The sequence below is a fragment of the Thioalkalivibrio sp. ALE20 genome (genome assembly GCF_000381405.1).
GTDB lineage: Bacteria > Pseudomonadota > Gammaproteobacteria > Ectothiorhodospirales > Ectothiorhodospiraceae > Thioalkalivibrio.
This window is the reverse complement of the sequence record NZ_KB906477.1, coordinates 143,311-158,621: the sequence shown is the minus strand read 5'-3', so window position 1 is coordinate 158,621 and position 15,311 is coordinate 143,311. Positions and strand designations below refer to the sequence as shown.

Genomic DNA, 15,311 nt, shown 5'->3' with positions numbered 1-15,311 from the left:
GCCGGAACCCGAGCCGGAACCCGAGCCGGAACCCGAGCCGGAACCCGAGCCGGAACCCGAGCCGGAACCCGAGCCGGAACCCGAGCCGGAACCCGGCTCGGACGAAGAACCGGCGTTCGACGATTCCTCCGACGAGGCGGAAATCCCGCAGGCCTCGGAAAAGGACGAGGATGACTGGGAATTCGATTTCCCCGATCCCGACGACGAATCCCGGTAACCCGCCCGTAGGAGGCCGGCCCTCCGGCCGATCATGTTCGACGCCGGATCGGCCAGGGGGCTGGCCTCCTACGCGGGGGGGCGGTAGGAGGCCGGCCCTCCGGCCGATTTGGCCGGGTGGGGCGTCGGGCCCCCATCGGCCAGGGGGCTGGCCTCCTACGCGGGGGCAATGCCCCGGGGCGCATGACGTTGTTCGAGGGCGGCGGGCTCCGTGCGCATAATCGGGATACATCGACCGAATGCCCGCGCGAGGTAAGCCGACCCCATGGCGACCGTGAAAAGCACCTGCTACGAATGCGACGCCAACTGCGCGATCGACGTGACCCTGGACAACGCCGGCGAGCCGGTGAAGATCGACGGCCCTGACTGTCCGCGCTGTTACGTCCAGCTGGATCGCCGCAACCACCCGGAACGCCTGCTGTACCCGCTGCGGCGCACCGGACCGCGCGGCAGCGGCGAGTTCGAGCGCATCTCCTGGGACGAGGCACTGGACACCATCGCCGAGCGCCTGCGCGCGACCCGCGAGGAGCACGGCGCCCCGGCGGCGGCCTTCTTCGCCGGCTACACCAAGGAGGCTCGGCCGCAGCTGCAGCGCCTGGCGCATGCCTTCGGCTCGCCCAATTACCTGACCGAGAGCGGTTGCTGCTTCTCCTCCACCAAGGTGGCGGAGGAAGTGACCTTCGGCACCAAGATCAAGACCTCCTCCACCGTGGCCTCGGATGCGACCCGCTGCCTGCTGGTGTGGTCGACCAACCCGCGCGGCTCCATCCCGCTGTTCCATCAGCATGCGCTGGCCGCGGCGCGCCCCGGCTGCGCCACCGTGGTGGTCGACCCGCGGGTGACGCCGCTGGCGGAGCAGGCCGAGGTGCACCTGCAGATCCGTCCGGGCACCGACGGGGCGCTGGCGCTGGGCATGCACCACCTGATCTTCGAGAACGGCTGGCAGGACCAGGCCTTCCTCGACGAATGGGGCAACGGGGTGGAGGCGTTCCGCGAATACGTGGCCGAATTCCCGCCGGAGCGGGTGGCGGCGATCTGCGGCATCGAGGAGGCCGACCTGCAGCGCGCCGCCGAGCTCTACGCGACCCGTAGCCCGGCGCAGATCATGCTCTCGCCCACCGCCACCGTGCAGCACTCCAACGGCTTCCAGAATCACCGCGCGGTGACCCTGCTGGCGGCGGTCACCGGCAATATCGACCGCGAGGGCGGCAACCGCTTCTTCAACGACAAGGTCACGCCGAAGCCGATCGACCTGTTCGACCACTGCAAGGAAAACCTACCGCCGCGCATCGGCGACGAGACCTTCCCGGTGTGGACGGCGCACTGGCCGGCGGCGCAGAGCATGCTGCTGCCGGACGCGATCCTCGATGGCCGGCCGCAACGGGTACGCTCGCTGCTGGCGATGGGCATCAACACCGCGATGTGGCCGAACTCGAAGCGCATGGAACAGGCGCTGGGGGCGCTGGATTTCTTCGCCGTGTCGGACTTCTTCCACAACCCGGCCACGCATATGGCGGACATCGTGCTGCCGGCCGCCACCAGCCTGGAGCGCCCGGCGCTGATCGCCTATCCCGGCTGCAACTTCCGCGGCGAGCTGCGTTACCGGCATCAGGCGGTGGCCCCGCGCGGCGAGGCACGCGCCGACGCCGAGGTGTTCCTCGAGCTGGGCGTGCGCCTGGGCATGGGCGAGCAGTTCTGGGACGGCGACCTGGAGGCCAGCTGGGCCGAGGCCGCCGAGGGCATCCCCGAGACCATCCGCGAGCAGGTGTACAACGACCCGGACGGGGTGACCGTATTCGCCAAGGCGCTGGACGACCTGGTCGAGCACGGCTTCGAGGAGGGCGACCGCCAGTACCGGCTGCATGGCTTCCGCACGGTCAGCGGCAAGGTGGAATTCGACGCCGCCGAGCTGCGCGCGGCCGGGCACGACGGCCTGCCGGTCTGGCGCGAGCCGGCCGAGAGCCCGCTGTCCACGCCGGAGCTGGCGCGCGACTATCCGCTGGTGCTGACCAGCGGCGCGCGCCACAAGCACGCCACCCACTCGCAGCACCAGTATCTGGAGCGCATGCGTCGGGCGATGCCGGAGCCGCTGGTGGAGCTGCATCCGCAGGACGCCGCGGCGCGCGGCATCGCCGACGGCGACACCGTGGAGGTGCGCTCGCCGCGCGGGCGGGTCGCCTTCGTGGCGAAGGTCACCGACCGCATCAAGCCCGGCGTGGCGCACTGCCAGCACGGCTGGAACCACGCCAACATCAACGAGCTGACCGACGACCGCAACCTCGACCCGATCAGTGGCTTCCCCGCGTTCAAATCGCTGCTGTGCGAGGTGGAACGCCTGCGCGCCGGGCACGAAGAACGCCTGCCGGAGGCGGGCTGACCTTGCCGTTCGTTGGCGTCCTGCCCGAGCGCCGGCATATCTTCCGGCCCGAGCCACGGCGCGAGGTGGCGGTGTCGGATGCTGCCGCCTGGCGCTTGAATCCGGCGCATCGGCATGTCTACGACAAGCTGCGCCTGGCCCTGGATGCGGGGCTGACCGCCGCGCCCTGCGGGGTCGCGCCCACGGACCTGGGGCTGGACGCGGCGGACACTGTGTTCGTGAAGCCGATCACCAACCTCGCCGGCATGGGGCTGGATGCCCGCGCCCTGTCCGCTGGCGAGGTGCCGGCCGAGCCCGGCAGTTTCTGGTGCCAGCGCCTGGAGGGAGCCCACACCAGCACCGACTGCCTGGTGGAGAACGGCGAGGTGCGCTGGTTCGCCCACACCCGCGGCTCGGACGAAAAGGACGCCGCGCGCCCGATCTACTGGGAGGTGGGCGCCGCCGTGCCCGAAGTGGAGCCGTGGATCGCCGACTGGGTGCGGCGCAACCTGACCGGTTACAGCGGCATCTGCAACATCGAGCTGATCGGCGGCCGGCCGATCGAGGCCCATCTGCGCGGCTCCAACGGCTTCTTCGACTTCTACGGCCCGGCCTTCATCCCGGCCTGGGTCGCGCTGGCGGACGGCGAGTCGTTCACGCCACCCCCGCCGATCCCCGGTGGCTACATCATCTCGGTCTTCGGCGAGGTCGAACTGACCGACGCCGATTTCCGCGCCGCCGAAGATACCGGTGTCGACCTGAAGCCCGATCCCTCGACCCCGGGCCGATCCGCCATCCTGCGCAGCGCCGACCGCGACGCCGGCTTCGCCCTCTACCGCCGCCTCACCGGCCAGCCCGGCCCCGAATAGAAACGCCGGATCGCGCAGAGGGGTGCGCTCCTACAAGCGAACAAGGCCCTTTCGCCTGCAAGCAGGCTCCCACGGGGCAGCGGTGCCGGGGGGAGAGCGCGCACAAAAAAGCCGCATCGACACCCAGCCAAGAAAAAGCGTCGATGCGGCGGGGGACTCCCTTCCCGCGGCGTGTCGGGACACCACCCCGACGTGCCGGTCCAACGGAGATGTCACGCAGATACAGCAGCATGTCAGCCGCGTGGCAGGCTCTGCCGCCCCGGTGCCCCGATGAAGGCGCCACGGCGGGTGAGCACGAGGGTTAGTTTCTACCCTGTCCACGCATGAGTAAAACAAGTTTTTGTCACGTAGTATGTGAATCGGACTCATGAGGGAGGGCGGCATGCTGGAGATCCGGCATTTGCGGGCACTGCACGAGATCGTGCGCCTGGGCAGCGTGACGGCGGCGGCCGAGTCGCTTTGCGTGACCCAGTCGGCGCTGTCGCACCAGCTGCGGCAGCTGGAAGAGCGCATGGACGTGGTGCTGTTCGAACGGCGCAGCTCGCCGGTGCGGCTGTCGCCGGCGGGCACGCGCCTGGTGCAGGCCGCCGAGCGCGTGCTGCCGGAGGTGGCCGCGGCCGAGCGCGACATCGCCCGCATCCGCGACGGCCGCGGCGGGCGGCTGTACCTCGCGCTGGAATGCCACAGTTGCTTCCAGTGGCTGATGCCCTCGCTGGCGGCCTTCCGCGAACACTGGCCCGAGGTGGAGCTGGACCTGAGCCTGAGCCATGGCTTTGATGCCTTGGATGCCCTGCGCGAACGCGAGGTCGACGCGGCGGTATCGCCGGATCCGGTGGAGGACCCGGAGCTGATCGCGCTGGACCTCCTGGAGTACGAGAACCTGCTGATCGTGCCGCGCGGTCATCGTCTGGAAGGGGCGAGCTACGTGGAGCCCGCCGACCTCCAGGGCGAGACCCTGATCACCTACCCGGTGGAGGAGGAGCGCCTGGATATCTGCCGGCACTTCCTGCACCCGGCGGGCATCTCGCTGCCCCGACGGACCACCGAGGTGACGGCCATGCTGCTGCAGCTGGTCGCCAGCGGGCGCGGCGTGGCCTCGCTACCGGAGTGGGCCCTGCCGGAACTGGAGGCGCAGATGCAGGGCGCGGGCACCGGCTCGCGTGGCCCAGGGCGTTCCGCCATCTCGCGTCTGCGCATGGGCCCCGATGGCCTGTGGAGCACCCTGCGCCTGGCCATCCGCCGCGAAGACGAAGGCCTCGCCTTCATGCAGGACTTCGTCGGCATCGCCCGTGACGAACTCCACCAGGCCTCCGTGCGCCGCGGCTGAAAGGGACGTGTCTCGACTATACTGCTACCCTCGAAGCCAAGTCTGATACCAACGATGAGTCCAACCGTATTCAGAGAGAAGGGGTATCGATTCTTTTTCTTCTCGCGAGAAGAAACGCGCAAGCACGTCCATGTGGTTCCGGCGGAGGGCGAAGCAAAATTCTGGCTGGAACCGGAACTACAGCTGGCGCAGTCATGGCGATACAACCGGGCGCAGCTGAAAGAGATCGAGTGGCTGATCGAGGAGCACCATCATGAGCTTGTCAGCGCATGGCAACGCTATTTCGGAAGTTGAGGTCACGAACATTTCGGGGCATGGTCTCTGGCTGCTCGTGCGAGGCCAGGAACTGTTCATGCCCTACGACGAATTCCCCTGGTTCCGTGACCAGCCGGTCAGGGCCATCGTGAATGTCGAAGAACCATCCCCGGGACATTTCTACTGGCCCGATATTGATGTCGACCTGACGCAGGAGATCATTGAGCACCCGGAGCGGTTTCCGAACAGGGCGACCGGCTGATCGGCGCGGGGTCAGCAGCCGCCACCACCGCCACCACCGCCTCCTGCGGCCCCTCCGGCGGCGACGCTCGAGTCGCCGGTGCTTTGTTCCAGCCACATGGCCATATGGCAGGCAATGGCGATGGCCCCGACCGGACGCGGATGGATGACCTCGACGAACCAGCCGCCGGTCAGGCCGGTTTCCTGCTTGGGCCGGAAGGTGGCGACCATGTCGCGGTTGTCGCGCAGGGTATAGCTGAACAGCCCGCGCCGGTCGGTGCGTTCGCCGTTGAGCTGGTAGTCATCGTCGCGATAGCTGAACAGCCCGCTGAGCGTCTTGCGGTCGGTGCTGGTCTCCTCGATCTGCGTGACCGTGCCCGCGCCGGCGCGCCAGACCTCCTGGCGCTGCGGCATCCCGAAGAAGCCGACATTGCGCTGAATCTGCTGGAAGAACCCCGCGTCCGGCGGGTCGGCCAGGCGCATGCGCGTGGTGGCGAAATGCAGCTCCGGCCTGCCGAACCAGGCCGCGAGCCCGTCCGAGGGCCGACGCAGCCGGGCGATCGGCGTCCCGGCCTGGCGCAGTTCCGCGATGCTGCGGGTCTTTTCGCCAAAAAACGGCAGCCGCTTGAGCGGCGAGATCTTCACGAACTCCAGCTGCCCCTCTACCGGGCTTTCCTCTCCCGGCGGCGGGGATCCGGGCCCCGAGGGCGCTTCGGCAACCCCGGAAGCCGCGTTCGGTGAGGGGTCGTTCGGTTGCCACTGGGCCGCCGGCCCGTAACCACGCCTGGCCATGCTGATCTCCTTCCTGGATTGCGGAGGGCTGTGCATTCAGCCCGAGTATAGGCACGGCACGCTCGCCGTGCCCCGCATGAATGCATGGGGTGCAATGCCCGGTCCTGTTGCCCGGCGCCGATGCCGAAGAGGCCTGCCAGATCGCCGAACGGCTGCGCCGGGCCCTGGCCGCGAATGGGTTCGCGTGCGAGCACGCTCCCACGGGCGGGGGCGCGCACGGGCTATACTCGAGGCCCATTTCTGCGGGAGGCGTCATGAGCCGGCTGTTCGAGAAAACCTACCCCGAGCCCGGCGCGGCACCCGGCCACGGGGCCCATGCACGCGAAGACGTGGGCGAGGGCGCCCGGGCTTGTGCATGGCATTACGGCCATGAGCGGCTGACGGAGCTCGATGCCGACCGGATCCTGTCCGGAGGTGCGGGTGACACCGGCGAGGGTTTCATGTGGCTGCACCTGCAGGGTATGCCGGGGCCCGAGCAGCTCCGTGCCCTGGGCAATGCCTTCGGTCTGCATCCGCTGGTGCTGGAAGACATTCGTCACCAGGGCCAGCGCCCCAAGGTCGATTTCTTCGACAACGCGCTGATGGTCATCCTGAGCCACCCCCGGCATGAACAAGGCCGCATCGAACTCCACCAGTTCAGCCTGTTCGTGGCCCCCGGCCTGATCATCAGCATCCACGGTGGCGAGCAGGATCCCTTCGAGCCCGTGCGCGATCGCATGCGCAGCGCCAACCGCAACTTCAACCGCCTGGGCGCCGCGTACCTGGCCTACGCGCTGATGGACGCCGTGGTGGACCAGGGCTTCCCGGTGCTGGAAGAGATCAGCGAGTGGCTGGAACGCCTCGAAGACGAGGTACTCGAGCGGCCCGACGCCAGCACCCTGGCCGAGATCCACCGGCTGCGCCGGGAACTCCTGGTGCTGCGTCGCCAGCTCTGGCCTGCCCGCGACGTGGTGGCGCGGCTGATGCGCGACGACCTGGAACCGTTTACCGTCGAGCTGTTTCCGTACCTGCGCGACGTGCACGACCACGCCATCCAGATCGTGGATCTGCTGGAGTCCTACCGCGAAATGGCCGCCACCCTGATCGAGGCCTACATGTCCGCGATCAACCAGCGCTCCAACGACGTGATGCGCGTGCTCACCATCATCGCCACCATCTTCATCCCGCTCACGTTCGTGGTGGGGATCTACGGCATGAACTTCGACCACCCCGACAGCCCGTGGTCGATGCCCGAGCTCTACACCTACTACGGTTACCCCGTGGTCTGGCTCGTCATGCTCGGCGTGGTCGCCGGCATGCTCTATTTCTTCCGCCGCCGCGGCTGGTTGTAACACCCGGCACGGATAGGCCGGAGGGTCGGCCTCCCACCGCCCCCGCGCGCAGGAGGCCAGCCCCCTGGCCGACCCGGCCCAGGAGATTCCCCGAACGCACAATCGGCCGGAGGGCCGGCCTCCTACCGGGGGCAGGGCCCCATCCGTCGCAGGAGGCCAACCCCCTGGCCGATCCGACGCCCCGTAGACATGATGGATTGACCTGCCCGACCTCGAAAGCGTGGGTTATGTTCTCGGGGTTGGGATAACCACCTTCAACACAGAGCCAATATTGAGGGGGCAGGAGGCCAGCCCTCTGGCCGATCGGGCGCTCCGTCAATGTTCCAGTTGGGCGACGTACTCGCCGACCACGACCAGCTCGGACAGGCTGTCCTCTTCCAGGATGATGGGCTCGTAGCCGGGGACGCTGGAATCCGGTTTCAGGATGATTCGCTGGTGGCGCCACTCAGTGTCCGGGTCCGCCGTCTTCTCGCTGTGATAGCGCTTGATGGTGAAGCTGGCGCCGGTGTCCGGGTCATTGATGTCGCGGTGCTGCACCAGCACGATCTTGCCTTCGCGCGTTCCGCCGCCCGGCGCCCGGAACAGACACCATGCCCCGTTCGCGATACGGCGGTTCATTGACTCGCCGACCACCTGGGCGATGAACATCCCCGGTTGGGGTGTAATGAAGTCCGGGGGCATGACCCAGTCGAATGCATCCGGGTTCTGGTCCACGGTCTGAAGGTCACTGAAACTGCCCGCCGCCGCCTTGATCGGCACCACCGGCAATGCATTCACGAATGGCTCGACGTCCTCCGGCGCCATCTTCTCGAACGGCAGGACATCCGCCGGTGCGGCCTCCGCCGGGGCAAACTGCGGCTCGGGCGTGTGCTGGCCGATCAGCGCGCGGAAATAGGCGCGCGTCTCCGCATCCGCCGACCAGATGAGGCATCCCTTCATCCCGCGACTCATCAGCGTGCGATAGGTGTTCTTGATGATCCGGTCGGCCTTGGCGCGGGCCGCGTCCGGATCCTCCTTCAGGGCCTTCTTGTAGCCCTTGATGGAGGCGTCATTCTTCGAACGCGCTTCGGGCACCGTGATTACCTTGCCGTCCCGCACGATCAGGTCGGGCCCGATGATTACGCCCACATAGTCCAGCTCCAGCCCCTGACTGGTATGGATACAGCCGATCTGGTGGACCGAGTCCGGCTGGATCATCCAGGTGGAACCGTCCTTGTCGAGGTTCCACTGCATGGCGAAGTTGTGTTCGGGAAAGCGGATGTCCATGGCCTGTCCATCCTTCTTGCTCTCCCAGTCCCAGCAGTAGCCCGCGAGCATCCGTGCACGGTTGGCGTGCACGTTCAGCGCGAAGATCCGGTCGCGCATGGCGGTCGGCGAGTCGACTACCTCGACCGAATAATCCAGTTCATCCAGATCCTCGTTTGCCGTCTCGCGAATCTGCAGCGCCTGATCAAGCCAGGCCAGGTAGCCGTCGGAGCCGGCACAACGGAACTGCGAGCGCAGCTCGGCGTAGTGCACGGTAGCGCCCGCCGCCCGTGCCCAGCGCTCGATCTCCTCCCGTGACCCGGTGTCCTTCCAGTGAATCCGCTGATCCTCGTCCAGGAAGAACACCGCCGTACGCGCCGCGTTAATGATCTCCTTGGTCTGGTTCTCGCCCAGGTTCTGGAAGATCCCCGACTTCTCGTTCAGGCGGTGTGCCTCGTCCACCAGCAGGGTGTCGAAGGTGTTCGTGTCGGTTTCGTGAAATGCACCGGAGCTACGGAACAGGTTGCTGATCCGGCTCTTTTTCATGGTGCCGGTCAACCTGGCCTCATAGACCGCCCGTGGGGCTGCATTGCGGGTCACATACTGTGCAACCTTTTCGCGGCGGGTCAGCTCTCCAAGCAGGTTCACGGCCACTACCGATTTTCCGGTCCCCGGCCCGCCCTCCACGATCAGCACCTGCTTGCCGTGTCCCTCGGCAATGTCGGAAAGCTCCAGCGCGCTTTCGAAGACCAGCTTCTGGTCGTCGACCATCACGAACTCGGCGTTCCCCTCGAGCAGCGATGCCAGATGGTCCGCGAGCGACTTCGAGGGGCGAATCCGGCCATGCTCGACCCGGTAGAGGATGTCGTTGGTATCCCCCTTGCGCACATGCTGGCCGAGAAAACGGGCGAGCTTTTCGGCATCCGCTTTCAGAAAGGCCGGCGCGCGCTCCAGGTGCTCGTGGTACCGCGCATCGGAAATCGCGCCCGACACGCTGTTGTGGAGATAGGCACAGGGGTGCAGCCCGATACCGTCGGTCTGCACGGTCTCGTTGTAGTCCTCCAGCAGCGCCGCATACGACCACGCCTGGTAGGAGGGATGCGTCACCTCGCGTTCCTTGCCGCCCACGAAGGTGCGCACGATCGCGTCCTTCTCGGTCGCCTCGACCTGCTCCCACTGCTTCAGTTCGACGATCACCGCCGTATCCCGGCCATCGTCGTTGCGTCCGGTCAGGATGAAGTCCACCCGCTTCGAGGTCTGCGGGATCATGTACTCGATGGCGACACCGGCATCATCCGGGATCCCCGATGCGCTGAGCACGTTCTCCATGTACTGCATCGAGTTGCGCCACGAAGTGATCTCGTTGGGCGAGGGCTTGCCCTTGCCGGCACCCAGCATCCCGGCCAGGATGCGATCCTCGATCTGGTTGTGCTGGACATGCTCGACGAAACGGCGCTTGTCAGCGGTATAGATCAGCATCGTGACTTGCCTTTTGGCTACAGATCCGTGTACTTGCGCGCACTGCCGCGCGCCTTGTCGACCGGATACTTCTGCTCGTTCACGTTCAGCTTTTCGTTCGCTGCCTGAACCACGTCGATTCCCAGCCCCCGCGCCAGCAACAGCAGATAGATCTGCACGTCCGCGATTTCCGCCTGAACGGCCTCCCGCTCTGCATCCGACAGCTCACGAGACCGTTCCTCCGTCAGCCACTGGAAGTGCTCGATCAATTCTCCCGCCTCGCCCGCAAGCGCCATCGACAGGTTCTTCGGCGAATGAAACTGCTCCCAGTCGCGCTCCCGAACGAACGCCTCCAGGCGGCCCGCCAGATCATCCAGCTCCGTTGGGTTTCGTGACTCCGTACTCATCGATCCCTCGCCTGTTCCGTTCTTGCCTGCCGGCATCGTACCGGACTCCGCCAGCTCCAAATACCGCCAAACCAGCGGTACCCGCCGCAGCATACGCTCAAAATTGCTATGGTTTCCCTCGACGGACAAAAACCACGACCGCAGACAACGGAAGGGCTGCTCCAATGGTGCTTTCAAACCGCGCTTTCGACCTCGACCGCGCCGTCTTCGACGCCTACGGATGGAACGACCTCGCCGACCGCCTCGTCGGCCGCCCCGGCGCCACCACCCCGCTGCCGGACAAGCCCGCCGACCAGTCCGAAGCCGAAGAAGAACTCCTCAGCCGCCTCGTCGCGCTCGACGCCGAACGCGCCGCCGAAGAAGCCCAGGGCCACGTCCGCTGGCTGCGCCCCGACTACCAGGCCCCCGAAGCAACCCAGACCACCGCCACACTGGAGGCCAAACCCGAGGCCGCCGCCGAGACCCCGACCGAACCGGCCAAAAAGCCCACCTGGCCCAAATCCATGCCCGACCAGGTCGAAGCCGTCCGCCGCCTCCTTGCCATCGGCCCCCAAACCCCGGACGCCCCGGCCAGCCACTTCAAGCGCAAACCAACGAAGTCATCACCCAGGTCCTCGCCGCCCTCCAAATCCTCGGCCAGGCCACAACCGACAACAACCACTGGCGCCTGATATGAACGGATCGATAATCTCCGCCGTAATAGCCATGATTTCTATGGTCATTGGCTATTTTCTGCAAGTGGTATCTTATTGGGCCAAAGACTTTATTGACTCAAGAAAAATAAGAAAGTTAACCGTTGACGATCTGCTTTACCCGCTTGTCAGGGTGTCTGACGAGCTTGTGGGTCGCACATATCACCATGCTAAAGAAGACTTCAAACGCAACGAAGGGCGTCCGGAGACCGTTGACTCAATCAGCAATCCAGATCAGCTATATGATGTCTATTTATGGGCGCGCTTCTGGGCTCACACGAGCGCCATACGAAAAAACATCCTTTCTTACAATCTGAGCCAGACTCAGGAAGGTAAGAGTCTGTTGCGATTCTTGGACTGTCTTGAGGCTATTAAGGTATCGATCGTACCCCGATCCTATCAACGTCTCGTAGGGGATGCATTTTCGGACGAACTTGGGTTAAAAGAGGGCGTGTCGTATTACAGGTTTGCGAAAATAGTTCAAAAAGACCCATTTTTTGCCGAAACTTTAGACGGCGTGAATATGCTGTTTGTTAGAGCGTTCGAGGATAAAGAGTTCAGGCGTGAATTCGTTAAATATACAATCGTGATTCACGCCATGGTCGAATATTTGGATGAGAAAAAGTCGGTGTCATCTACGCGTAGCGCGCTAGCTAACAAGCTCGACCATAAGCATCGAAATGATCTCAAACATCGCATTTTTCGAAGATATACGCCCTTGAGCGGCACGCAAATGTCAAAATACCTTTGACCAAAGGCTAAAGCAACGGGGACGGGGAGTTAGGAGAAAAACGGAGGGGGAGTCGGGAGAAAAATTTGCCCGCACACTACCTTAACCTAGAGCTAAGGATCGTCGTGATTGGGCAAATCTGCAATCTCAGGTTACCGCGAGATCGCCGCCTTGTCAACAATGGGTGGCGACGCATTCCCGGCAACTGATTATTGCGCTGGGCGCATGGAGCCTGAAGCGAATATGTGGATGGTGCGTGCGGGCCAGGGAGGGCGGCAGGCCGATGAATTTCGAGAAAAGGGGCATGTCGGCATTGGCTGGGAGGAGGTCGGCGACCTGTCTGCCTTCGCGGACAAGGCATCGCTGGTACAAGAATACCGCTCACGTTTTCCGGACTGGCCCGATGGTCGGCGCATGAGCGCGGCGAGCCAACTGATCCGGTTTCGGGACGAGATGGCCGCAGGAGACAGGGTGCTGATGTACGACTCCAGTCGGCGGATCTATCACGTTGGCACGATCACAGGCGCATATCGGCACGACACGGCAGTGCTGCCGCCCTGCGAAAACCTGCGCGCCGTGGAGTGGCAGGCGGAGCTCGATCGAGACCGCCTGTCGCTCGCTGCGCGGAATTCACTCGGATCTACCCTCACGCTGTTCCGGCTCTCGGATGCGGTCAGGCAGGAGATCGAGGCCCTGGTGAGCGGGCAAGCGACCGCGCCAGTCCCGGCAGAGGAGCAGGATGACGGCGAGGACGAGGAAGCCCTGCTGAAACGCTACCGCGAAGAGGCGGTGGAGATCATCAAGGACCGGGTGAGCCGTCTGGATGCCTGGGAAATGCAGAGCCTGGTGGCCGGCCTGCTACGTGCGATGGGCTACAAGACGCGAGAGTCTTCACCGGGGCCGGATCGGGGCGTGGACGTGATCGCCTCCCCCGATGGCTTCGGGTTCGAGTCGCCGCGCATCGTGGTCGAGGTGAAACACCGTCCGCATACGGCCATGGGCGCGCAGGAGGTGCGCAGCTTCCTGGGCGGGCGTCACGGCGACGACAAGGGGCTTTACGTGAGCACCGGGGGCTTCACCAAAGAAGCCCGCTACGAGGCGGATCGGGCGAAGATCCCGCTCATGCTGATGGACCTCAACGGCCTGGTCATCGCCCTGATGGAACACTACGACCACGCCGATTCGGAAACCCGCGCGCTGGTACCACTGACACGCCTGTTCTGGCCCGCGTGACCGGCGGGAACGCGAGCGGGTGAGCTGCGGCGAGGGCGAGGGAGGTGGCCGTAGAGCCTATGCGGAAGGGGGCGGCTTCCTGGGTTCCGAGGCCGGAGCGTTCCGGTGCATCTCATTGAGGATTTGTCGCGGGGCTCGATGCAGCCTGGATCGCGGGCATGAGAACACATAGACGCGTCTTTCAGTGAGGCACTCTGGATTAGTTCTCCCTGTAACATACTAGGCCTGTGCCCGCCAGATTGACCGGCTGATTTCCGCCCTTTACCCTCGCGGACGCTTTTCTCGGTTCTACATATGATGTGTCTACTGAGAATGGCGCAATAACAACAATTGGTGACGATAAGGCTATAACGAATATGATCAAAAACGGAGTGATTCTGCCCGTGGTGGCAGCCATTTCCCTTCCCGTGTTAACCGGCTGTCTGGCCTCCACGCCTTCCTCCCAGGGTGGTGGATCCGAGTCGGTCGAGTCTGTCTCGATGGAACCGGTGACCTACCGGATCCCGGATGACGTTGATTTTGTGCCGGAGGCGGGGGACCCGTTCAACCTGGCGCGGTACGCAGACCCGGATCGGTATCTCGGCGTTGATGGTTCGGATGGGATTCTGGGTATGTTCGATGATGGCCCTGATGAGATCCGGACGCGCGCGGTGGGTTTTGGGGAGCTGTCGCTGCTCCATATCGACGTACGTGTTCGCGATTCCTTCCGCCAGCGTCTGTGGCTGGAAGATATTGATGACACGTCTTTTGTGGTCCATCGTCGGAATGACAATGGTCGCGCGGGATCGGGTATCCAGTACGCTATCGATTACTCGACCCAGGATAAGGAAGATTTCCAGGAAGTGTCTTTCCAGGCTGTAAGTGCGGAGACCTATCGGCAGGGTGCAATTGGTCGCATGGCTGTCCCCCCTTACGATGAGGATGAGCTGCGGACCATGCTCTCCAGTGGTCTGGTGTTCTATCGGTTCGAGATTGACAACCCCTATGACCCGGACACGGTTTACGCGAACTTCCGCCGCCTGCTTGATGCGTACTCGTTCAGGCCGAACCATCACAACGAGGACGTGTCCGGCTTTAATGCGGATCGTTTTCTGATGCCGGTGGATGACATGGATGTTCGGGTGTACATAGAGACCTTCCCCTATCGAGATGGGTCCAAGGTGGAGGGAGTTGCAATCTTGCCGGCTCCGCCTGCAGAGAACGGTGTGATTGATTTCGGTCCGCTCGCTGAGGAGGTTTCGGAACGGCTCGAGGCGGTCGTTTTCGACTAGGCCAGGGCGGCTGTCTTAGTGTGATGGAGTCAACGCGCGAGGGTTGGGCTTTGTTAAGTATCCTGAACCGAGAGCGTTATCAGTGAAATTCAACGCGATCCTCGTTGCGTTGGCTCTTCTTCTTTCCGGATGCCTGGTGCGCCAAGAGCCATTCGAAGTGCACGGGTATAGCTACGGGCCATTTGGCGGACGTGAAGCGGCTTTCGTCTTCCAGGGCTTTGATGAAAGGAATTGCGCGGTGTATCGGCTGGCGCCTATGGAGAAGGGTGTTCGGGTGCCGCGCGCGGTTCATGTCTGGGATGGTTCCCGCTTTACGAGGGATCGGAGCCAGTGCAAGCCGTTTGTGACGCCGCGCCCCGAGCAGTGGCCGAAACAGTTGTAAAGGTTGTGTAGAGCGTTTCTTGTTCGGACTTTCCCCGGTCCTTCGTTTTTCCATTACAAAGTGTTCGCCGGAGCGGTGGGTGCTCCATAGGAGCGTGTAGGCCGCCCGCCTGTCCTGTCGGCCGTATGGGTACCCATGGGGCATGCGCAGGTCCAAGTCAGTCCCAGCGCGACCGTCTGGCTTAATCCCTCCGATCCGACGTGCCTTCCGCAGGGTGGGGCTCGTCGGCGATCTCTTCCCGGACGATGTCCACGTCCTCGGGGGCGGCGATACCCAGCCGGACCTGGTTTCCCTTGCTTTGCAGCACGGTTACGACGATGTCTTCGCCAATCTGCAGGCTTTCGCCTTCGGTGCGTGAGAGTACGAGCATGGATCAAAACCGCTTGGTCTATGTGGAAAAGACTAAAGTAGGCCGGCGTGCGGGTCGAGTCAATGGTGCTGTGGATGGCGCGTCCGTTGGTGGTGGCTGGACTGCACCATTACGATAGGTCGGGTTTTGGCGTACAA

General features: G+C 64.3%; 14 protein-coding genes and 2 pseudogenes. 12 read left to right on the top strand and 4 right to left on the bottom strand.

Annotated elements, in window-relative coordinates; all coding sequences use genetic code 11:
- From F790_RS14695 to F790_RS14290, 6 genes and pseudogenes are all read left to right on the top strand, one after another.
- Window positions 1-217 (top strand): annotated as a pseudogene (locus tag F790_RS14695) (hypothetical protein); the annotation flags it as partial.
- 264 nt (window positions 218-481) lie between these two features.
- Complete coding sequence (locus tag F790_RS0110940; RefSeq protein ID WP_019591682.1) at window positions 482-2,593, top strand: molybdopterin-dependent oxidoreductase; 2,112 nt, start codon at window positions 482-484, stop codon at window positions 2,591-2,593.
- A gap of 2 nt (window positions 2,594-2,595) precedes the next feature.
- Window positions 2,596-3,441 (top strand): hypothetical protein, encoded by an 846-nt coding sequence (locus F790_RS0110935; protein WP_019591681.1) that lies wholly within the window; start codon window positions 2,596-2,598, stop codon window positions 3,439-3,441.
- Window positions 3,442-3,823: 382 nt separating this feature from the next.
- Window positions 3,824-4,768, top strand: coding sequence for a LysR family transcriptional regulator (locus tag F790_RS0110930; RefSeq protein ID WP_019591680.1), 945 nt, complete (start codon window positions 3,824-3,826; stop codon window positions 4,766-4,768).
- Window positions 4,769-4,822: 54 nt separating this feature from the next.
- Window positions 4,823-5,062: a DUF4160 domain-containing protein gene (locus F790_RS13855; RefSeq protein ID WP_038036756.1), complete on the top strand. Its 240-nt coding sequence runs from the start codon at window positions 4,823-4,825 to the stop codon at window positions 5,060-5,062.
- Complete coding sequence (locus F790_RS14290) at window positions 5,022-5,285, top strand: DUF2442 domain-containing protein (RefSeq protein WP_081617446.1); 264 nt, start codon at window positions 5,022-5,024, stop codon at window positions 5,283-5,285. Before F790_RS13855 ends, F790_RS14290 begins: the two co-directional genes overlap by 41 nt.
- Before the next feature lie 11 nt (window positions 5,286-5,296).
- Here F790_RS14290 and F790_RS0110915 read toward each other — a convergent pair whose 3' ends face one another.
- Window positions 5,297-6,055, bottom strand: coding sequence for a hypothetical protein (locus tag F790_RS0110915; protein ID WP_019591678.1), 759 nt, complete (start codon window positions 6,053-6,055; stop codon window positions 5,297-5,299).
- Between the two features lie 254 nt (window positions 6,056-6,309).
- Here F790_RS0110915 and corA point away from each other — a divergent pair, with 254 nt between their 5' ends.
- The gene (gene corA, locus F790_RS0110910; RefSeq protein WP_019591677.1) at window positions 6,310-7,386 is read left to right on the top strand and encodes a magnesium/cobalt transporter CorA; all 1,077 of its coding nucleotides are present in this window, start codon (window positions 6,310-6,312) and stop codon (window positions 7,384-7,386) included.
- Window positions 7,387-7,701: 315 nt separating this feature from the next.
- On the opposite strand, the gene F790_RS0110905 is transcribed toward corA, so the two are convergent.
- A complete protein-coding gene (locus F790_RS0110905; protein ID WP_019591676.1) occupies window positions 7,702-10,110 on the bottom strand; it encodes a DNA/RNA helicase domain-containing protein in 2,409 nt (802 codons plus the stop codon).
- Window positions 10,111-10,127: 17 nt separating this feature from the next.
- Window positions 10,128-10,496, bottom strand: coding sequence for a nucleotide pyrophosphohydrolase (locus tag F790_RS0110900; protein ID WP_019591675.1), 369 nt, complete (start codon window positions 10,494-10,496; stop codon window positions 10,128-10,130).
- A gap of 188 nt (window positions 10,497-10,684) precedes the next feature.
- On the opposite strand from F790_RS0110900, the pseudogene F790_RS14690 reads away from it, so the two are divergent.
- The 5 genes and pseudogenes from F790_RS14690 to F790_RS14285 form a co-directional block, all read left to right on the top strand.
- Window positions 10,685-11,172, top strand: a pseudogene (locus F790_RS14690) (class I SAM-dependent DNA methyltransferase); the annotation flags it as partial.
- Window positions 11,173-11,201: 29 nt separating this feature from the next.
- Window positions 11,202-11,939 carry a hypothetical protein gene (locus F790_RS14520; RefSeq protein WP_156001308.1) on the top strand — a complete coding sequence of 246 codons (738 nt, stop codon included), beginning with the start codon at window positions 11,202-11,204 and terminating at the stop codon, window positions 11,937-11,939.
- Window positions 11,940-12,143: 204 nt separating this feature from the next.
- On the top strand, window positions 12,144-13,151 hold the full coding sequence (locus F790_RS0110890) for a restriction endonuclease (RefSeq protein WP_026332933.1): 1,008 nt from the start codon (window positions 12,144-12,146) through the stop codon (window positions 13,149-13,151).
- A gap of 356 nt (window positions 13,152-13,507) precedes the next feature.
- On the top strand, window positions 13,508-14,422 hold the full coding sequence (locus tag F790_RS0110885; protein WP_019591673.1) for a hypothetical protein: 915 nt from the start codon (window positions 13,508-13,510) through the stop codon (window positions 14,420-14,422).
- 82 nt (window positions 14,423-14,504) lie between these two features.
- The gene (locus tag F790_RS14285; protein WP_231373456.1) at window positions 14,505-14,804 is read left to right on the top strand and encodes a hypothetical protein; all 300 of its coding nucleotides are present in this window, start codon (window positions 14,505-14,507) and stop codon (window positions 14,802-14,804) included.
- Window positions 14,805-14,985: 181 nt separating this feature from the next.
- On the opposite strand, the gene csrA is transcribed toward F790_RS14285, so the two are convergent.
- Window positions 14,986-15,174, bottom strand: a complete 189-nt coding sequence (gene csrA, locus F790_RS0110880; protein ID WP_019591672.1) for a carbon storage regulator CsrA — start codon at window positions 15,172-15,174, stop codon at window positions 14,986-14,988.
- Window positions 15,175-15,311: the final 137 nt, after the last annotated feature.